The organism is Compostibacter hankyongensis, from assembly GCF_039541075.1.
GTDB lineage: Bacteria > Bacteroidota > Bacteroidia > Chitinophagales > Chitinophagaceae > Compostibacter > Compostibacter hankyongensis.
The window spans coordinates 263,636-284,394 of the sequence record NZ_BAABFN010000001.1; the positions used below are offsets into that span (position 1 = coordinate 263,636).

Below are 20,759 nucleotides of genomic sequence, written 5' to 3' on the forward strand. Positions count from 1 at the left end.
GGGAAGCGTTTTCCTGCTGCCTGCCCCTGCGGTTTTATCAAGCCGGGTCAGGACAAGCCCGTGAAACCGGACAGGCAGGTTCCATGCGGGAGCCAGACTCCGCTATACGGAGAGGTACCTGTGAAAAAGGCAAAAGGTCTCATACTCCCCGAAGGTAAAATGCGGCGTCACGCGCCCATGCAAACAAAATACTCCACCCATGAAAAGATTTTTACCGCTAAATCTGCCGCCGGGCGGCAGATCGTATCCGAAACGGATACAGGACATGCGAACAACGTTTACGCTTTTCTTTATCATCTGCCTTCAGGTTTCCGCCCATGCAGGCGCCCCGGCAGGCCCGTTGCCGGCCCTACATGCAGACTCCCGGGACAGGCTTCATGAAAGCAGTCATAAAGAAGGCCATGCCCCCGGCCATCTGAGCGGATATACCGCTCATGAATGGCTTAAAGGATCCTCCCTCCCGGAAACTTCCGGCAAAAGAACGGTTCGGGATGATCATGAAATACAAGGCACCGTTACTGACGAAACCGGCGCGCCCCTTCCCGGTGTGACCGTCCGCGTCAAGGGCACTTCTGCCGGGACGGTCACCGACGGCGACGGAAAGTTCACCCTGAAAGTTCCCGAAAATGCTACCCTCATCTTCACTTATCTGGGCATGGGCGTCAAGGAGGTAACTGTCGGAAACAAGACGAACGTAAACGTCATCCTCGGAAAAGGGGCCGTGCAGCTCGGTGAAGTGGTGGCCGTGGGCTATGGTATCCAGAAGAAGGAAAGCATGGTGGGCGCAGTGGCCCAGGTTACCGAACAGCAGCTCAAACGTGCAGGAAATGTTCCCGACCTCCGGGAAGCGCTGGCGGCGCAGGTGCCGGGGCTCGTCGGGCTTACCTCTTCCGGCGAGCCGGGAGGCGTGCTTACCGGAGAAAGCGCGACCAATCTTTTCATCCGCGGGCAGACCACCTGGAACGGCAGCCAGCCGCTGATCCTCGTCGACGGCATCAAAAGGGATATGAACAATATCGATGTAAATGATGTGGCGAGCGTATCGGTGCTGAAGGACGCCTCGGCCACCGCCGTCTTCGGGGTGGAAGGCGCCAACGGGGTCATCCTGATCACCACCAAACGGGGAAAGGTGGGTAAGGCGCAGCTGCACTTCGATTATGTAGGTACCGGAAAGATGCTCTCCCGCCAGCCCCGTACGCTGGATTCCTATGCGGCGCTCATGGCCAAGGATGAGATGATTGAACGCGAAGGGGTCATCAACGAAGCTTCCTGGAATGATTATATGCCTTACGACATCATTACCCGGTACAAGAAACCACAGACCGATGAATATGCCGTAATTTATCCCAATGTGGACTGGAAGGATGCGATGTATAAAGATCTGGGATTCTCCCATAAAGCTACCCTGAGCGCACAGGGCGGCAGCAAAACGCTCCAGTACTTCGGCTCGCTGGCCTATCTGCATGAGGGGGATATGTTCCGGCGATACGACAACGGGAAAGGATACAGCCCCGATTACAATTTCGATCGGTTTAACTTCAGGAGCAATATCGACATACAACTCACCCGCACTACCAAGCTGATGGTGAACCTCTCCGGCTTTTACAGCCAGAAGAACACCAACTACAACAACGAGGGCAGTACCAGCAGGGCCGATCAATGGATGTGGAAAGCCACCTACGGCCTGGCGCCCGACCTGTTTCTGCCGGTATACCCCGACGGTCGCTGGGGGGCGAATCAGGAAGGCGGGAACAACACCGCCAATCCTGCCGCCGTAGTCTATAATATCGGTATCCGGCAGACCCGCACCACCCAGCTCAACTCCGATTTTACCCTCGAGCAGGATCTCGGCTTTATCACAAAAGGACTAAATGCCCGGGTGCTGTTTTCCTCCGATAACAGCCTGCGTTCGGAAGGAGGTATATACGACGTCACCAACCACGTGCGGCCCGGCGAAGCCTCGACGAATGTAGAATATGTGCAGATCTATCCGGAGCTCTACGAAGGACCTGACCAGGACCCCAGCGAATACATGGTCATACTGCCGGTCAGCGATGAAGAGTACGACTGGATACTGCGCCCCTGGAGCGTTCGCCAGGAAGCCATCGCTTCCTCCAACTGGTCGTCCTATATCCCCGTCTTCCGGCAGCTGACCTATCAGGCGCAGCTCAACTACGCCAGGCTTTTTAATAACGTGCACAACGTGACCGCCATGGGCATCTTCAAGCGGGAGCAATATGCGCGGGGAAGCATGTTCAAGAGCTACCGGGAGGACTGGGCCTTCAGGGCTACGTACGACTATGCCGCCCGGTATCTGCTGGAAGTAAACGGCGCTTACAACGGCTCCGAGCAGTTCGGGCCGGGGTACAGGTTTCATTTCTTCCCCTCCGTGGCCCTCGGCTGGAATATCTCCAATGAGCCGTTCTTCAAAGTGGACTGGATGGACCGGCTGAAGATCCGCTACAGCATGGGTGAGGTCGGGAACGACGATGTGGGCGGCGGGCGCTGGCTATATACCACTTCTTTCTCCTACGGCGGAAATGCGAGGCTGGGAGAAGCAACGGACGCCAGCAGTCCCTATACGAATTACCGGACCTCCGTTATCGGGAATCCGGACATCCACTGGGAGACCGCCTTGAAGAAAGACCTGGGGGTCGAGCTGGGCATGTTCCAGAACCTGATCTCGGTCAACTTCGATTACTTTACCGAAGACCGCACCGATATCCTCCTCTCGGGCAGCAGCAGAAGCGTACCGCCCTTTTTCGGCGCTACGCCGCCGAGCGCCAACCTGGGCCATGTAAAGTCCAAAGGCTATGAAATAGAGCTGGGTCTCAATAAAGCGTTAAACGCCGATCTCAGCATATGGGCCAGCCTCTCCCTCAGCCATAACCAGAATAAGGTCATCTTCAAGGACGATCCTCCTCTCGAATACGATTATCTGAAGGCCGCCGGATATCCCATCGGGCAGCAGCGCAGCCTGGTCAGAACGGAGATCTATCAGAACTGGGACGATGTATATGCCAGCGTGCCGACCGAAAGCAATGACGCGCAGAAGCTGCCGGGCTACTATGACATGATCGACCTGAATGCGGACGGCATGATCAAAAGCAGCGACGACATCATTCCGGACGGCTACTCGGAGGTGCCGCAGAATACCGGCTCCGTTTCCGTGGGGGCCGAATACAAGGGGCTCAGCGTAATGCTGCAGTTCTATGGTGTAAACAATGCCAGCCGTATCATCGCCTTCCAGAATTTTCAGAATTATACCGACATCCTGTATGGCGACGGCAACTTCTGGTCCAAGAGCAACCCCGGCGCCGGGGGCGTGCTGCCCAGATGGAAAACGCAGGCCAACAACATCGGCGATTATTACCTGTACGATGCCTCCTATCTGCGGTTAAAGACGGCCGAGATCGCCTACACCTTTGACAGCAAAACATCATGGCTGAAAAGAGTAGGATTCTCCAACCTGCGGCTTTACCTGAACGGCAACGATCTGTTTTTCTGGTCTGATCTGCCGGACGACCGGGAAACCACCTATAGCGGGGGGAGCGCCACCCAGGGAGCCTATCCCACCGTTAAACGGATTAACCTCGGCATTGACCTGACTTTCTAAAACCGAAAAGATGAAAAAAACTATCATCCGTCTCGCCATAGCGACAACGCTGTTGTTTTCGGCTTCCTGTGAAAAATATCTGGACAAGTCGCCCGAGGCCGATATCAACGAGAAGGAAGTATTCGGCAACTTCATCAGCTTCCAGGGTTTCATAGAGGAAATGTATGAGTGCATCATGGATCCCAATAAAGGCGGTGCATGGAACCAGTACCTGTTTGCCGATGAAACGCTGAACAATTATCCTTACGCCTTTGACAACGGCGATTATTGGGGAAGCGCCAGCTATTTTTACGGTGTAAACCCTACCCCTACGGATAATAACTCCAGGAACCGGAGGGTATGGGAATATGCCTGGTACGCCATACGCAAGGCCAACGAAGCCCTGGAGAAAATCGATCAGGAAGGCCTGTTCCAGGGATCGGAAGAAGAAAAGAAGCTGATCAAGGGCCAGGCCCTGTTCTTCCGGGGCTGGTTCTATTTCCAGATCGCCCAGTACTGGGGAGGCATGCCTTACATTACCCGGGTATTGAATCCTACCGAAAGTCTGGTGACGGAGGAATTCAACAGGCTCAGCTTCCAGGAAACCGCCAAAAAGATGGCGGAGGACTTCAGGGAGGCGGCCGAACTTCTGCCGGACGACTGGGATAAAACGGCGCCCGGCCAGGCCACTCTCGGACAAAACCGGGGAAGGATCAACAAGTTCTTCGCATTGGGATACCTCGGGAAAGCCTTGCTGTTCGGCGCCAGCCCCATGATGAATGAAGAGGCCACCGGTAAGAATGCCTACGACCCTGAGCTCTGCCAGCAGGCGGCCGAAGCCTTCGGACAGCTGCTGGACCTGGCAGACAAAACGGGTGTATACCGGATGCAGTCCTGGGACAGCTGGACCGATAATTTCTGGCGCTGGAACAACGAGCGTCCCGGCGGCACCGAAGTGATCATGCAGCCGACCATCTATGACAGAAGCCGGGTAAGATGGTCTACCCTGGGCGGTACCGTACCCTCTTCCCTCGGCCTGAACAGCGGATCCGCCGCCGATGTGCCTACCAACAACTTCATCAAGAATTATGCGATGGCCAACGGACTGCCCATTGACGACCCCAACTCCGGATATGACCCGAAAGATCCCTGGACGGGAAGAGAACCCCGGTTTTATAAGGACATCGTCGTAGACGGGGATAAGATATTCGACTGCTCCTGCGCCGACGAATATGCCCAGCTATACAACGGCGGCCGCCATCGCTCGCAGATCAACCCGCCGAGCGTAACGGGCTATTATGCCAAAAGGTATTCTCCGCTGGGCCCCGACTTTACGGTTTCAAAGGCAAACGGATTGCAGGCTTATGTGCCCTATCTCCGGCTGGCAGATATCTACCTGATGTATGCCGAGTCGGTATTGTACGCTTCCAAGGGAGGATCCCCGCAAAGCACCTCGGGGAATTATGCCATGACGGCCGTGCAGGCCCTGAACGTGGTAAGGAACCGGGCCCAGCTGCCGGACCTCGATGTGAAGTATGCTTCAGATAAAGGTTTGTTCTTCGAAGAGCTGGTAAGGGAAAGGGCTGTGGAGCTGGCCTTTGAAGGATCCAGGTTCCTGGACCTGAGACGCTGGAACAGGAACGGAGACCCGAGATACCTGAACAAGACGGCGCTCGATTTTGACCGGGGGCCAAACGGGAAGCCGGTAAACATCAAGGAACGGGTGCTGGTAAAAAGAGTGGTCGGAAAGAAGCACAACTGGCTGCCCATACCGGTTAAGTTCATCAATCTCTATCAGGGATTTCCCCAAAACCCCGGCTGGTGATGCTCGGGCCTGATCCGAAGGCTGCGTTGCAGATCCGGCGGCATCCTGTCCCTGAAGCAGGAAGCGTTGGGTGAAATAAAAACAAAATATCAACGGATGAAAAACAGATACATTCTAATAGGGTTCCTCCTGGCCGTGGCGGTTCCGGCTATCGCTTACCGTGCCGCAGCCCAGCAGCAAAAGCTGCATATAACCATGGCCGTTAAAGACGAGGAAGGCCGGCCCGTCGCCGATGCAGAGGTCTTCAGCGGCGATGCGCGGGCCAGGACCGATGCGAACGGAAAGTTTACCATCTCGGCGGACCCTTCCGATAAGATCGTGGTGGATGCGCCCGGCTTCGGTACTTATTCCGCCCCCGCGGAAACCTTTGAAACGGGGGGCGCCCTTACGCTGAAAAAGGAAGATGGGCTGTATGGTGAAAAGGCAAAGCTGCCGGCCGCTTTCCGGGAGGTGGCAAAGGGCGATCTTGTCGGCGCCATCACCACCATAGATGCCCGTAAGATCGGGAAGTACGATCATACCATCTGGGCCCGGGATGTGCTTGGAGGTGGCCGGCTGCTGGGCATGCTGGGCGCCGACCGTATCCGCGGCATCGGCCGGGGCATCGACATCGAGGACCTGACGGGCACCGGCACCGGTACGGTTGTTTACCTGGTCGACGGCCTGCCGCGCGACATCACCACGCTCCGGTTATCGGAGATCGAAAGCATTACCGTGCTGCGGGATGTGAATTCGGCCGTTCTTTATGGCAGCGATGCGGTGAACGGTATCGTCTCCATCAAAACCAAGAGGGGCGAGGCCTTTAAAAAAGAATCCAATTTTTCTCTCAATTACGGCATATCTGCGCCGAGGGAGCTTCCCAGGTATCTGAACTCCGCGGACTACATGACCTACTTCAACCGGGCCAGACAGAACGACGGCCTTTCGGATCAATTCAGCGAAGAGACCATAGCGCATTACCGCGACGGAAACCGGTACCGCTACCCGGATGTGGACTACTATTCCGATGAATATTTAAGGTCGGTCAAAAACTATTTTGATCTGAACGGAGAGTTTTCCGGAGGGAACGACCAGGCCCGCTATTATGCCGACCTCGGATGGAATTCGGCCGGGAGCCTGCTGAACTTCGGCGAAGGCGCAAAAGCCAGGAATAACAAGTTCAACGTTCGCGGAAATGTGGACCTGAAGGTGAACGACTGGATCAAGACCGCTGTGAACGTGGCCGGCTTCTTTGTGGATAATAAAGGTCCCCGCGGTGATTACTGGAGCGATGCGGCCGAGATACGGCCCTACGAATATACCCCGCTCCTGCCCATTGCGCTGATATCTCCGGGCGACCAGCTGTTGCTGGGCAGAAAGAATGATGTGGGCGGCACCTATCTGCTGGGCGGCAACTCCAATCATACGGAAACGCCCTTCGGCGACGGGTATTCGGGCGGCGTTAACGAGCGGGTGGAACGTACCTTCTCCTTCAACAACCAGATCGACGTGGACCTGGAAAAGCTGACGAAGGGATTGTCCTTTCATACCAACATCAGCTTTGACTATTATGCCCGGTATGACCAGGCGGTGGAGAACCAGTATTCGGTATATGAGCCGGTATGGTCGGAAGATCAGGATTCCATCATCGCTTTGAAGCAATACGGAAAAGACTCCCGGCCGGGAACACAGTCCATCGCCAATACCTATTTTGAAAGAAGGTTCGGGGCTTACGGCCTGTTCAGCTACGACAGGACTTTCGGCGGCGTGCACCATCTCACGGGCTCATTGCTGGGTTATCTGAACAATTATAAGCAGCAGGGAGATTTCCAGGGACTGAAGCAGGCCCATGCCGGTCTGCAGCTGGGCTATGTGTACAACAAAAAGTATATGGTGGATTTCAGCGGCGCCTATGTCAACTCCGTAAAGCTGGCGGAGGGACACCGGGGCGGATTTTCCCCCACCATCGGGCTGGGCTGGCTCATCAGCTCCGAAAATTTTATGTCCTCGGCAAAAAATATCGACTACCTGAAGCTGAAATTATCCGCGGGAATGCTGAAGACGGATTTCCTGATAAATGGCTTTTTCTATTATGACAACCGGTACGGAACCTCCGGCAGCTATAACTGGTACGAAGGCGGAAGAAGCCGGTCGGGCGTAAAGCCCAGCTGGGGCGATAATCCGAACCTGAATTTCAGCCGGCGGAACGAGATCAACCTGGGGGTCGACGGTTCTTTCTTTAACCACCTGCTGTCGGCCGAGGTGAACGTATTCTACGATGTATACGACAAGCTCGTTACGCGGCCCGGCACGGAATATCCCGGCTTTTATACCGATTTTATACCGTATGAGAATTTCGGGGCCAACGCCTACAAAGGGGCTGAAGTCGGGCTCGGTTTGCACAGGACGTCGGAAAACTGGTCGATCGATGCGGGGATCAATCTGCTTTACACGGATTCCAAAAGGACCAAGGTGGATGAGATCTACAACGATGCCTACCAGTACAGGAAAGGCCGGCCGGCGGATGCCAACTTCGGTCTGAAGGCGATCGGGTTGTTTGCGGATCAGGCAGATATCGACAACAGTCCCGTACAGTCCTTCGGGGCGGTAAAGCCGGGGGATATCAAATACAAAGATCAGAACGGGGACGGCGTGATAGACGATAACGATCAGGTTTACCTGGGCCGTTACCAGGCGCCCTTCTCCGGCGGCCTTCAGGTGAGGGTGGGCTATAAAAGTCTTACCCTCTATGTGCTGGGCGAAGGCAGCTCCGGATCCGTCGGCTTCCGGAGCAGCGACTACTACTGGGTGGACGGAAACAAAAAGTATTCGGAAGTGGTGCTGGGCAGCTGGACGCCCGAAACAAAGAATACCGCTACTTATCCCCGGCTGAGCTCCCAGACGAACGACAACAACTTCCGTACTTCCAGCTACTGGATGTACAGCGATACCTATTTCCAGATACGGCGGATCCAGGTCACCTACGCCATGCCCCGGGCCGTGAGGTCGGCCCTCCTGATGGAAAACCTGGATCTGTTTGTGGATGCGACCAATATCTGGCAGTTCTCCGGGAACAGGAAAATACGGAACCTTACCGACAAGGCAGAGCCGAATTACCGGACCTTCTCGATCGGTCTGAATGCGTCCTTTTAAATCATTTCAAACTCCGGATATGAAAGTATACAGGATATATGTTCTTCTGGCCCTTGCCCTCACCGTATCCTCCGCGGGGTGTAAGAAGATACTGGAACCCAACAATGACGATCACAGCACGTTCAACCGCGTTTACGACGATCCGTCTTTTGCCGAAGGCCTGCTGATCACGGCTTATACCCTCATCCCGACGAACGACTATAAATACGACGAGGTGGCTACGGACGACGCGGTGACCAACGACAAGTTCAGCGATCTGATGAAGATGGCCACCGGCGGATGGTCGGCGCTCTCCAATCCCGAGAATGTATGGGACAACTGCAACAAGGCGATCTTATACATCAACCGCTTTCTGGATGTTGTGGATACGGTGACCTGGAAGCGGACAAATCCGCAGCTGAACGAGCTGTATAACCGCCGGCTGAAAGGAGAAGCCTACGCCCTGCGGGGATTGTTCAAATACTACCTGCTGAGGAATCATGCCGGTTACGATGCATCGGGGGCGTTGCTGGGATTTCCCATCTACGATAAATTCCTCAGCTCCGAGGCGGATTTCTCCCAGCCGAGGGCCAGCTTTTCCGAATCGGTAAAGAGCGCTTATGCGGACCTCGATACCTCGCTCCGGTTTCTTTCGGCGGACTACGGCAATCTCAGCGATCTGAACGAGCTGCCTCCCGGCTTCGGGACCATAACCGATATCGGGGATTACAACACGGTATTCGGCGATGTCACCCAGCAAAGGATCAGCGGACGGCACGCGCGGGCGCTAAAAGCCCGCCTGGCGCTGCTGGCGGCCAGCCCGGCCTTTAATGAGGGCAACAATGTCCGGCTGTGGGAAGACGCGGCCGATTATACCGCCGGGCTGCTGGACGATATCGGCGGTGTGGGCGGACTGGATCCCCAAGGCGCCGGATTTTATCTCAAGCAGCAGGTGGACGATGCCAACCTGACCAGCGGGGATAAGAAGGATATCGGCGAGATCCTCTGGAGAAGACCCATCTACAATAACCACCAGCGGGAACAGGATAACTTTCCGCCTTCCCTGTATGGTAACGGCGAGATCAACCCTTCGCAGAATCTTGTGGATGCTTTTCCCATGGCCAACGGCTATCCCATTGATGCGCAGGGTTCCGGCTACGATCCGGCCAAACCCTATGACAACAGGGACCCGCGGCTGTCGTTATACATCGTATACAACGGCAGCACGATGAAAGGGCAGACCATCGGCACGGCAGCCGGCAGCGGCGACGACGCCATCGACAATCTTCAAAACGGCACCCGCACGGGCTACTATCTCAGAAAGCTGCTCCGGGAAGATGTAAACGTCAATCCCATCTCCATCTCCGACCAGAAGCACTACAATACACATATCCGTTATACCGAGCTCTTTCTGAACTATGCGGAAGCGGCCAATGAAGCCTGGGGGCCCGACGGCCGGGGAAGCCACGCCTACTCCGCCAAAGACGTCATCGCCGCCATACGGAAAAGGGCCGGCATCGCGCAGCCGGACAATTATCTCGCTTCCATCGCAACGCAGGAGGACATGAGGACGCTGATCCGTAATGAGCGGAGGCTCGAGCTTTGCTTTGAAGGCTTCCGCTTCTGGGATCTGCGCCGGTGGAAAGCCGACCTGACCGTGCCGGTGAAAGGGGTGAGGATTTCCGGTGGGAACTATCAGTATTTTACCGTGGAACAACGCAATTATAATAACAGCTACATGCATTACGGCCCGGTTCCGGATAAGGAGATCGTGAAATTCCACCTCACCCAGAACAAAGGATGGTAGCGTCTGTAAAACCAAAAAAGAAAAAATGAAAAAGAAATATATTGTCCTGGCAAGTCTGTCTGTCATGCTGTGTTCCTGTCATAATTTCGAAATAGCCCACCCCGATTTTGAATACACGTCGGGCTATTTCCCGTATCAGTTTCCCGTAAGGACCCTTGTACTGGGCGACTATATCTATGACAACACGAACGACAACAATCACCAGTTTCTGATCTCGGCCCATATCGGCGGGGTGTATGAAAACGACAAAAAAAGAACGTTCAGCATAGCAGTGGACAACAGCCTGACCGACCATATCCTGTTTTCGTCCGGCGGCGACACCATACGGCCCATGCCCGCAAAATACTACAGCCTGAGTGCGGATAACATCGTTATTCCGGAAGGAAAGATGTACAGCGGGGTAACGGTGCAGCTGACAGACGCTTTCTTTGAAGACCCTGACGCCATAAGGCTTTCCTATGTGATCCCCGTACGGCTCAAGGGATCGGAGGATGTGGATACCCTTCTGGCCGGGAAAACCGAGAGTCCCGATGCGGATCCCCGGGTGGCTTCCCAATGGACAGAGCCGCCCAAGAATTTTACCATGTTTGCCGTCAAATATATCAATGAGTATCACGGCAACTATTTTCATTATGGAAAAAGCACGCTCAAGGATTCGACCGGCGCCGTGACGGAGGATACTACCTACAGCGAAAAGTATGTAGAGAACAACCCGGTGTCCAAGCTGACCACCACCGGGCGGTACGAGGTGGCTTTTTCTACCTTTCTCCACACTTCCGTTTTGCCTGAAGAGGTTTCCATGTTGCTCACCTTTGACGGAAACAAGTGTACCGTTACTGCGGCGGCCGGCGCTCCCTACACGGTCAGCGGCATGGGTGAGTTCAAGTCAAAAGCATATGCGTGGGGAAACAAAAAAAGAGACGGCATCCAGCTGACCTATACCGTTTCCGACGGTAAAAACACGTGCACGGCGACGGATGTGCTGGTGGTCAGGGACAGAGAAGTGGTTATGGAAACCTATACTCCCGTTGTTTACTGAGATTTTTGAAAAACGATAAACAGTACATTATGCGAAAAAGAATCCTGTTGTGGCTGATCGCAGCGCTGATTTTTAGCCCGGGAAGAAAGCTGCTTGCCCAACGGAACTGGCTGGCCGGAAGTACCACCGAAACAGCCCTTGCTTCCGGTCTTGCACACATTGAAAGCTGGCGGAAAACGGAAAAGGAAAACATCCGTCAGCTGCTCGGCCGCCTGCCGGATACGGTAAGACAGACGTTGATCAGCCGGAGCGAAAAGGACCTCGATTATGCCTGGCCCAACCTGCCGGCGACCGTTTTTCTGCAGTTTGGCCAGAATGGCAACCGCACGAACTATCAGAACATGCGGGAGGCGAGAAGAAGGGTGCTGAATGAGCTGGTCATCGGAGAGCTGCTGGAGCGGAAAGGACGCTTTATTCCCCAGATCGTGAACGGCGTCTGGGCCATTTGCGAAGAAAGTACCTGGGCCTATCCCGCCCATCTCTCCCTGCAGAAAAAATACAGCCCCCTGCCGTATCCGGGGGAGGACATCATTGACCTGGGCGCCGCCACAACATCTTCGCAGCTGGCCTGGATCTGGTTTTTGCTGAAAGATACGCTGGCGGCAGTCTCTCCTGTTATCCCCGGCAGGATCGTATATGAGCTGGAGCGGCGGATCGTTACCCCTTATCTCGGCCGGGACGACTTCTGGTGGATGGGGCTCCACGGGCAATCGGTGAACAACTGGAATCCCTGGGTGAACGGGAATGTATTGCTCAGCGCCCTGCTGGTGGAAAAGGAAGATGCCCGTCTTACCGCAACGGTATACAAGACCATGCAGAGCGTGGACAAGTTTATCAACCAGTACCCTGAAGACGGGGGCTGCGACGAAGGGCCTTCTTACTGGACCATGGCCGGGGGGGCGCTGATCCGTTACCTGCAGTGGCTCGACGATGCTACGGCGGGAAAGGTGCGGATCACGGACCGTCCGCTTATCGGCAATATGGGCCGGTACATTTATAAGTTAAACATCGGCGGAAACGCGTTCGTTGATTTTGCCGATGCACACCCCGAAACCACGCCGGATATTACCGCCGTCTTCACCTTCGGACAGGCCTGCCGGGATGAGGACCTGAAGAGCTTTGCCGCTTATTTTGCCAGCCAGGACGGATCGGCCGCCGGGCAGTTTAGTCATATGCAGGGCAACCTGGACCGCTTTATCAGCTATCTGCAGATCTTTCCCGAGATACAGCAGGCGACCCCGCGGCAGCCCCTGCCCAAGACAGCATGGCTCCCCGACCTGCAGGTGCTGACCGTCCGCCGCCAGGCAGGGAGCGCCGAAGGACTATTCCTCGCGGCCAAAGGAGGAACGAATGATGAAAGCCATAATCACAACGACGTCGGCAATTTTATCATTTATGCCGACGGCAAGCCGGCCGTCATCGATATCGGCGTGGGCACCTATACCCGGCAGACCTTCAGCAAAGACCGGTACAAGATATTCACCATGCAATCGGCCTGGCACAACCTTCCCACGATCAACGGGGTGATGCAGCGCCAGGGGAAGGATTTCCGCGCCCGGAATGTGCATTTTTCGGAAGGGCGCAGCAAGACCGCTTTGTCCATGGACATTTCCGGCGCCTATCCGGAAGCCGCCGGCGTCGACTCCTGGATCCGCTCGCTTACTTTCGGTGGAGACCGGATCACCCTGCGGGAAAAATATGCCCTGAAGGAATATAAGCAACCCTTCACCCTGTCCCTGATCACGCCCCTGCAGGCAACCGTCAAAGGCAGCGACATCATCCTGAAGAGCGAAGACAACAGCTACGGCCTGAAGATCCGCTATGATCCGCGGCAGTTTGAGGTGAAGATCGAGGACCGCAAGCTGGATGATCCCTCCCTCATCCATGCCTGGGGAAGCTCCTTACGGCGGCTCCTGTTGATCAGCAGGAAACATGATCTTAAGGGCGGTTACAGCCTTGTTTTTGAAAAGGGATAAACTGATAAAAAACAAATACTGACAGATGAAACATACCCTGCCCCGTCTTTGCCTGACGGTATCGTTTATTTTGTGTATATCGTTAACCGCCCGTCCGGATGCGATATTCCGCGCCGGCGCCTCCGTACAAAGCGACTCTTCCATCCTCCGGGATTCGGTGAGCGTTGATTTTCTGAAGCACCACCTCCGGAAGAAAGGCCCCCGGCTGATCCTTACCCCGGATGTGCAGGCGCAGCTCAAAAAATCGCTGAAAAGCGACCCCGTGGTCGGGAACGTCTATAAAAGCATCCGGCTCAATGCGGATAAGATCATGCAGGAACCGTTGCTGGTATACAAAAAAACGGGCAAGCGGCTGCTCGCCGTTTCCCGGGAGATGCTTTATCGCATGAATATCCTGGGCATGACCTATGTGATGGAAAAAGATGCAAGGTCGCTGGACCGGATCAATCGGGAGCTGCTGGCGGTCTGCGGCTTCAAGGACTGGAACCCCTCTCATTTTCTGGATGTGGCGGAGATGTCGATGGCTGTAGCCCTGGCGCTGGACTGGACGCAGGGGAAGCTGCCGAGGTCCACACAGGACCTGGCCCAAACCGCACTGATCGAGAAAGGGATAAAACCCAGCTACGGCAAAGGAATGGGATGGATCAGGGGTACCAACAACTGGAATCAGGTCTGCAACGGCGGAATGATCGCCGCTTCGCTGGCCGTTGCCGGTAAAGACCCTGCACTGGCGGCGAGGACCATCACCCGCTCCCTGCGGGGCATGCCCTATGCGTTAAAGCAATATGCACCCGACGGGGCCTATCCCGAAGGCGCCACCTATTGGGATTACGGCACTACCTTTTCTGCGCTCACCGCTTCCATACTGGAAAGCGCGCTCGGTACCGACTTCGGATTGTCTGCCTACCGTCCCCTGATGGAAAGCGCCGATTTCCGGCTCCTGAGCGTGGCCCCTTCAGGATGGTACTACAACTTTTCCGATTGCGGGGACAAGCGCGGCGCGAAGGGGGATATGACCCTGGCCTGGTTTGCGGTAAAGACCGGCAACGGCAGCTATTTTGAAAAGCAGCGTTTCCTGATGGCCCCGGACAGCATGGGAAAGCTTCCGCGCCACGCCGGGGCGGGTCTTATCTGGATATCGCAGTTTGAAAACAGACAGGGCGACAGAAAGGAAACCACCCTGCCCACGGTCTGGAAGGGAGACGGGCCGAATCCCGTGGTCTTTTTCAGGAGCCGGGACGGTGATCCCAGAAGATTTTATGTAGGCGCAAAGGGCGGACGGGGAAGCAACAGCCACGGCAACATGGATGCGGGCTCCTTTATCTTCGAGCTGGACGGCGTCCGCTGGGTGGTGGACCCCGGCACCCAGGATTATTATGAAGTGGAAAAGACCGGCTTCGATCTCTGGGGATCCTGCCAGCAGTGCGATCGCTGGAAGCTGCTGACCAAAAACAATTTCGGTCACAGCACACTTTCGGTCAACAACCGGCTGTTCGACGTCAACGGAAAGGCGGAGATTACCGCCTTCAGCGCGGGCGCGCAGCCGGAGGCCACCATCGACCTTACGCCGGTCTACGACGGGCGGCTGGACCAGGTCACCCGGAAGCTTGTCATGGAAAACAACCATTCGCTGCTGATCCGGGACGACTTTACCCTTACCGATTCCACGAAAATGATCACCTGGCAGCTCATGACCACGGCGGATGTGGAGATCGTCAAGGGAGGAGCCGTGCTGCACCGCGGCGGGAAACAGCTGAAGCTGGAGATACTTTCCCGTCCGGAATTATCGGTTTCTGTCGTATCGCTGGACCCGCCCCCGCTGAAGATCGACCGGCAGATCAAAGGCCTGAAACGGATAGAGATCCGCTGCCCGGCCTATCTGTTTTCGGAGAAGGGGAAAGGGTCCGTCGGGGTACGTCTGTCCGGGCCGGAGTAAAGACAGCGCGGGAAAAGCAAGCATCGGCGCGGCGGCAGCATCGCAGGAAGCAGCGGCATCAGCCATTACCATAGGGAGCCCTACAGCTCCTTCCGCAGACGGGCCACGGAGATGTTCAGCTGCTCGCGGTACTTGGCTACCGTCCGGCGGGCGATGTTATAGCCTTTTTCCTGTAATAGTTTGGTGAGACTTTCGTCGCTCAGCGGTTTTCGCTTGTTCTCGTGTTCGATGAGGTCGGTAAGGATCTTTTTCACCTCGCGGGTGGATACCTCTTCCCCGCTTTCGGTAGAAAGCGATTCGGAGAAAAAGTACTTGAGCTTGTAAGTACCGAATTCGGTCTGCGCATATTTGCTGTTGGCTACCCGGGACACGGTGGAGATGTCCAGCCCCGTCCGATCGGCAATATCCTTCAGGATCATGGGCTTCAGCGTAGTGTCGTCGCCGGTGAGGAAAAATTCTTCCTGGTACTGCATGATGGTTTCCATCGTGCTCAGCAGCGTATGCTGCCGTTGCTTGATGGCGTCGATAAACCATTTGGCGGCATCGATCTTTTGCTTGATAAACAAAACGGCCTCTTTCTGCCTTTTGTCTTTTTTGCTGCCCCGGTCATAATCCTTGAGCATCTCGCGGTATCCTTCGGAGATACGCAGGTCCGGCGCATTCTTGGCGTTGAGGGAAAGCTCCAGCACCCCGTTGTTGTTAAAGATGATAAAGTCCGGAACGATGTAGCTTTCCGCCTTGCTGGCCTGGTTATAGTTGCTGCCCGGGCGGGGATTGAGACGGATGATCTCCGAGATGGCGGCTTTCAGCGCTTCGTCGTCCAGGCCCATGCCCCGCTGGATCTTTTCGTAATGCTTTTTGGTGAACTCGTCAAAGTACTCGCTGATCACGCGCCGCGCATTGATCACGTTGACATCGTCCTGCGGCTTTCTTTTCAGCTGCAGCAGCAGACATTCCTGCAGGTCGGCGCAGCAGACGCCGGGGGGATCGAACTCCTGGATGCGCTGGATCAGCTCGCTGATTTCGGCGGCATTGCTCGAAATATTCTGGGAAAAGGCCAGGTCGTCCACAATGGCTTCCACATCCCGGCGCAGATAGCCGTCGTCGTCGATGCTGCCGATGATCTGCTGGGCGATCTTCCGTTGTCTTTCATCGAGGTTCAGCATGGCCAGCTGGTCCCCCAGCAGGTCGTGAAAAGTATCCTCCACGCGGATGGGGATGGTTCTTTTTTCTTCCTGGTCGGCGGAATAGTTCTCATCCCGCAGCCGGTAGTCCGCAATGTCGTCGTCGCCCTCGGCAATGTACTCCGATATATCGATGTTGCCGTATTCCTCCTCGCTTCCGTCCGGCTCAAAGTCCTCCCCGTTCTCTTCGGCGGTATAGGGATCTTCTTCGTTGTGTTCCTCTTCGTGTTTTTCGTCCCCGTATTCCAGGGCAGGATTTTCCTCCATCTCTTCCTTGATGCGCTCTTCAAGGTTTGCAGTAGGCACCTGCAGCAGCTTCATCAGCTGAATCTGCTGTGGGGATAATTTCTGCAGCAGCTTTTGCTGCTGGGTCTGACGCATCATTGCCATTCGGGTCTCCTGTTTATTTTCGCAAAAATAAGAACATTCCCAGTTCGAAACAGTTTACAATTTGATTCAGTTTTTCCGGCTAACGGTTTCGTTTTTAACCGACAGCCTTTTGTCATCCTCCTCCCGGAGCGGACCTCCCGGCAGGATCGGGCAAACCACCGCCGCCGGTCCGGTCCGCTCTGCGGCTTCCCGTTCTCCGCCTCCCCGGGCTGTTTCCCGTCTCCCCGTGGCTTCCCGTCCGCTGTTGCCCGGCGCTGCAAAGCGGCTCTTGCTTCGGCAAAAGCTTCATTTTGTCGCGAAAGTACCGGCCGTATTGCGAGATGCAACAACGTTCCTTACTGCCGCAACGGGGCTGCTGCCGGCCGGCCTCACATCCGCTGCTTTCCGCTGCAATCGTTTGCGCCGTTGCCTCCTTTCGCTTATCTTTATCCCCTTTCCGCATCCGTTGCCCCGGCAACCCTGCAGCTCCCTGCCGGCAGGGCCGGCGGATGGCCTGCGAAAGCGGGTTAAGGGCAGGAACAGGAACTTTAAAAACGCTGAAAAACGATGCTCAAACGACCGATTACGCTACTGCTCATCCTCACCACACTCGGAGGGGGGCTGCTCAGCAGCTGCCAAACCTCCTCCCGCATTGCCCGCAGCACCGGGATAGCACAGGGATTCACCCCCGATTCTATTTTCAGGCTGATGCAAAAAACGGCCCGCTGGCAGCTGGACAGCATCCGGAACAAAGGCTGGCGTCACCCCGCGCGCGACTGGACCAACGGGGCGCTTTATCCCGGTTTGCTCGCCTACGCTTCCATAGCCGGAGACAGTACCTACTATCATTTTCTGAAGGAAGAGGTGGGAGATAAATACGACTGGAAGATCGTAGACGGCCGGGCGCGTTACTTTGCCGACAATTACTGTGTCGGTCAGATGTACTGCGACCTCTACGCCGTCTACCGCGATCCGGCCATGATCGCCGATCTGAAACTGCTGGCCGATACGCTTATCGCCCGTCCGCATACCGAACCCCTGGACTGGAAGAACAGCGTACAGCTGCGGGAATGGGCCTGGTGCGATGCCCTCTTTATGGGACCGCCCCCGCTGGCGATGCTGGCGAACGTGACGGGCGAACGCCGTTATATGGACCTCGTGGACAGCCTCTGGTGGAAAACCACCGCCTATCTTTACGACCCTGCCGAGCACCTCTATTTCCGCGACGGCAGCTTTTTGCACAAAAAGGAAAAAAACGGCCAGAAAATGTTCTGGTCCCGCGGCAACGGCTGGGTCATGGGCGGCCTGGTACGGGTGCTCGAGAACATGCCGGAGCATTACCCCACACGTTCCCGCTGGGTGAAGCTGTATCGCGATATGGCGGCGCGCATTGCCTCGCTGCAGCAGCCGGACGGCACCTGGCACGCCAGCCTGCTGGACCCGGCAAGCTATCCGGTGAAGGAAACCAGCGGCTCGGGCTTCTACTGCTATGCGCTGGCCTGGGGTATCAACCATGGGCTGCTGGATGCAAAAGCCTATGCCCCCGTGGTGTGGAAAGCCTGGGCGGCCCTGGTCAGCTGTCTCCACCCGGATGGCATGCTGGGCTATGTGCAGCGTATCGGCGGCGCACCGGACCAGGTGAGCTATGACAATACCGAGGTATACGGCGTCGGCGCCTTCCTGCTTTCCGGCGGCGAGCTGTACAGGATGGCCGGCGGTGAGCCGCGGAAAAAATAGCCGCGGGCAGAATGTACCCGTAACCGCATGACAGGAACACTTTAAATGTAAATACATGTTTTTGCTCAGAAAAAATTCCCTGCCGGCCGCCCGTTGCGCGGCACTGCTTCTTGGTCTGCTGCTGAGCGGCAGCGTCTTTGCTCAGCGGAGCAATCGCGCCGCTATGCAGAAGCTGGTGGATGACGATCTGCATTTTGCCGTGGACCAGTATAAGCTGATGATGCGGGAGCTGCCCCCGGACAAGCTGCCCCGCACTTACGATTCCGTAAAGCAAAAGCTGGAAACGGTCGGCTCCCGGGCCTGGGTCTCGGGCTTCTATCCCGGCACCCTCTGGTATCTGTATGAATATACGAAGGACGCTGCCCTGAAAACAGAAGCGGAAAAAAGAACCGCGCTGCTGGCGCCGGAACAGTATTATAAAGGTACCCACGACCTGGGCTTTATGCTCTATTGCAGCTATGGCAACGGCTATCGGCTGACGGGCGACAAAGCTTATAAGCAGGTGCTGCTGAATGCCGCCCAATCCCTGTCCACCCGCTTCAACCCCGTGGTGGGCTGTATCAAGTCCTGGGATCACGGCAGCTGGACCTTCCCCGTCATCATCGACAACATGATGAACCTGGAGCTGCTTTGCGAGGCGTCCGTCATGAAGGGCGACGACGCCTACCGGAAGATCGCGGAAACCCATGCCAACACCACACTGCGGAATCATTTCCGGCCTGATTTTAGTACCTTTCATGTGGTGGATTACGATCCTAAAACCGGCAAGGTGCTGCAGAAAAAAACGGCGCAGGGCTATGCGGACGGCTCGGCCTGGGCGAGGGGCCAAAGCTGGGGGCTGTACGGCTATACGATGATGTACCGCGAAACCAAGGACAAGCGCTACCTTAGCCAGGCGGAACATATCGCCGCCTTCCTGCTGAACCATCCCCGCCTGCCCGAGGATGGTATCCCCTACTGGGACTACGATGCTCCGGACATTCCCCATGCTTACCGCGATGTGTCCGCCGGCGCCATCATGGCTTCGGCATTGCTGGAGCTGAGCACCTTTGAGAAGAAGAAAAAGACGGCCGCCACCTACCGGCAGGCGGCGGAGAAAATACTGACCAGCCTGAGCAGCGACAGGTACCGCTGTACGCCGGGCACCTATGGCGGCTTTCTCCTGAAGCACAGCGTAGGCGGTCTTCCCGGCAACGTAGAGGTGGATGTGCCCCTCAGTTATGCGGATTATTATTTCATAGAAGCGCTGATGCGCTATAAAAAATGGTTTTTAAAATAAAAGACGATCCCTGTAAACGCAAATCTTTTAAGCGATGAGTACTTCCCATTACGAAACACGTTATGCCGGCAGTCCGGAAGCGGTGAAGACGCTGGACACCGCGGCATTACGCAAACATTTCCTGATTGAAAAACTCTTTGAAGCCGACCGGTGCAGCTGGGTGTACAGTCATTACGACCGCCACATGACGGGCGGCGCCATGCCGGTAAACGGACCGGTAAACCTGGATACCCTCGACGTCCTGAAGGCCGGCTATTTCCTGGAACGCCGCGAGCTCGGCATCATCAATACAGGCGGCACGGGAACCGTGGAAGTAGACGGGGAAAAATTCACCCTGCAGTATAAGGAAGCCCTGTATGTAGGCCAGGGGAAAAAGAAGGTGCTTTTCAGCAGCGCGGATAAAAATGCACCGGCGAAGTTTTATCTCAACTCCACGCCGGCCCATACGGCTTACCCGACCAAAAAGGTAACCAGGGCCGAAGCCGAGATCGTGGAGCTGGGCTCGCTGGAAACGGCCAACCACCGCGTCATCAACAAGCTGCTGGTGAACAGCGTTGTCAAGACCTGCCAGCTGCAGATGGGGATGACCGAGCTGAAGGCCGGCAGCGTCTGGAACACCATGCCGGCACACACGCACGACCGGCGCATGGAGGTTTATTTTTATTTCGAGGTACCCGAAGGGCAGTCGGTATGTCACTTTATGGGACAGACCGATGAAACCCGCCATATCTGGATGCAGAACGAGCAGGCGGTGATATCGCCCCCCTGGTCCATTCATGCCGGCGCGGGCACCAGCAACTATACCTTTATCTGGGGCATGGCCGGGGAAAACCTCGATTATGACGATATGGACAAATGCGCCATCACGGCGTTAAGATAAACGACGCCGTAGGGCATACGA

At 55.9% G+C, this 20,759-nt stretch carries 11 protein-coding genes; 10 read left to right on the forward strand and 1 reads right to left on the reverse strand.

The window, feature by feature from the left end; translation table 11 throughout:
• Window positions 1-265 precede the first annotated feature (265 nt).
• The 7 genes from ABD851_RS01040 to ABD851_RS01070 all read left to right on the forward strand — a co-directional run bounded on the left by ABD851_RS01040 (window position 266) and on the right by ABD851_RS01070 (window position 15,289).
• On the forward strand, window positions 266-3,616 hold the full coding sequence (locus ABD851_RS01040) for a SusC/RagA family TonB-linked outer membrane protein (RefSeq protein ID WP_344973914.1): 3,351 nt from the start codon (window positions 266-268) through the stop codon (window positions 3,614-3,616).
• 10 nt (window positions 3,617-3,626) lie between these two features.
• Entirely contained in the window at window positions 3,627-5,420 is a 1,794-nt protein-coding gene (locus ABD851_RS01045) for a RagB/SusD family nutrient uptake outer membrane protein (protein WP_344973918.1), read from the forward strand.
• 96 nt (window positions 5,421-5,516) lie between these two features.
• Window positions 5,517-8,552 (forward strand): SusC/RagA family TonB-linked outer membrane protein, encoded by a 3,036-nt coding sequence (locus ABD851_RS01050; RefSeq protein WP_344973922.1) that lies wholly within the window; start codon window positions 5,517-5,519, stop codon window positions 8,550-8,552.
• Window positions 8,553-8,571: 19 nt separating this feature from the next.
• Entirely contained in the window at window positions 8,572-10,338 is a 1,767-nt protein-coding gene (locus tag ABD851_RS01055; RefSeq protein WP_344973925.1) for a RagB/SusD family nutrient uptake outer membrane protein, read from the forward strand.
• Window positions 10,339-10,363: 25 nt separating this feature from the next.
• Window positions 10,364-11,377 carry a DUF5627 domain-containing protein gene (locus ABD851_RS01060; RefSeq protein WP_344973928.1) on the forward strand — a complete coding sequence of 338 codons (1,014 nt, stop codon included), beginning with the start codon at window positions 10,364-10,366 and terminating at the stop codon, window positions 11,375-11,377.
• Between the two features lie 29 nt (window positions 11,378-11,406).
• Window positions 11,407-13,353 (forward strand): heparinase II/III domain-containing protein, encoded by a 1,947-nt coding sequence (locus ABD851_RS01065; RefSeq protein WP_344973931.1) that lies wholly within the window; start codon window positions 11,407-11,409, stop codon window positions 13,351-13,353.
• Window positions 13,354-13,378: 25 nt separating this feature from the next.
• Window positions 13,379-15,289, forward strand: a complete 1,911-nt coding sequence (locus tag ABD851_RS01070; protein WP_344973934.1) for a heparinase II/III domain-containing protein — start codon at window positions 13,379-13,381, stop codon at window positions 15,287-15,289.
• An 80-nt stretch (window positions 15,290-15,369) separates the two neighbouring features.
• Here the strand turns inward: ABD851_RS01070 and rpoN are convergent, their stop codons facing one another.
• Window positions 15,370-16,863 (reverse strand): RNA polymerase factor sigma-54, encoded by a 1,494-nt coding sequence (gene rpoN / locus ABD851_RS01075; RefSeq protein ID WP_344973937.1) that lies wholly within the window; start codon window positions 16,861-16,863, stop codon window positions 15,370-15,372.
• Window positions 16,864-17,409: 546 nt separating this feature from the next.
• Here rpoN and ABD851_RS01080 point away from each other — a divergent pair.
• From ABD851_RS01080 to kduI, 3 genes are read left to right on the forward strand one after another with little or no spacing between them, the layout of a single operon-like run.
• Window positions 17,410-18,579 (forward strand): glycoside hydrolase family 88/105 protein, encoded by a 1,170-nt coding sequence (locus ABD851_RS01080; protein ID WP_344973940.1) that lies wholly within the window; start codon window positions 17,410-17,412, stop codon window positions 18,577-18,579.
• 55 nt (window positions 18,580-18,634) lie between these two features.
• A complete protein-coding gene (locus ABD851_RS01085; protein WP_344973943.1) occupies window positions 18,635-19,858 on the forward strand; it encodes a glycoside hydrolase family 88 protein in 1,224 nt (407 codons plus the stop codon).
• Window positions 19,859-19,892: 34 nt separating this feature from the next.
• Window positions 19,893-20,738: a 5-dehydro-4-deoxy-D-glucuronate isomerase gene (gene kduI, locus ABD851_RS01090; RefSeq protein WP_344973946.1), complete on the forward strand. Its 846-nt coding sequence runs from the start codon at window positions 19,893-19,895 to the stop codon at window positions 20,736-20,738.
• Window positions 20,739-20,759 lie beyond the last annotated feature (21 nt).

Bases quoted from the DNA above. Each gene is read 5' to 3' on its own strand.
- ABD851_RS01040 (WP_344973914.1), top strand. From the start codon at position 266: ATGCGAACAACGTTTACGCTTTTCTTTATCATCTGCCTTCAGGTTTCC.
- ABD851_RS01045 (WP_344973918.1), top strand. From the start codon at position 3,627: ATGAAAAAAACTATCATCCGTCTCGCCATAGCGACAACGCTGTTGTTT.
- ABD851_RS01050 (WP_344973922.1), top strand. From the start codon at position 5,517: ATGAAAAACAGATACATTCTAATAGGGTTCCTCCTGGCCGTGGCGGTT.
- ABD851_RS01055 (WP_344973925.1), top strand. From the start codon at position 8,572: ATGAAAGTATACAGGATATATGTTCTTCTGGCCCTTGCCCTCACCGTA.
- ABD851_RS01060 (WP_344973928.1), top strand. From the start codon at position 10,364: ATGAAAAAGAAATATATTGTCCTGGCAAGTCTGTCTGTCATGCTGTGT.
- ABD851_RS01065 (WP_344973931.1), top strand. From the start codon at position 11,407: ATGCGAAAAAGAATCCTGTTGTGGCTGATCGCAGCGCTGATTTTTAGC.
- ABD851_RS01070 (WP_344973934.1), top strand. From the start codon at position 13,379: ATGAAACATACCCTGCCCCGTCTTTGCCTGACGGTATCGTTTATTTTG.
- rpoN (WP_344973937.1), bottom strand. From the start codon at position 16,863: ATGGCAATGATGCGTCAGACCCAGCAGCAAAAGCTGCTGCAGAAATTA.
- ABD851_RS01080 (WP_344973940.1), top strand. From the start codon at position 17,410: ATGCTCAAACGACCGATTACGCTACTGCTCATCCTCACCACACTCGGA.
- ABD851_RS01085 (WP_344973943.1), top strand. From the start codon at position 18,635: ATGTTTTTGCTCAGAAAAAATTCCCTGCCGGCCGCCCGTTGCGCGGCA.
- kduI (WP_344973946.1), top strand. From the start codon at position 19,893: ATGAGTACTTCCCATTACGAAACACGTTATGCCGGCAGTCCGGAAGCG.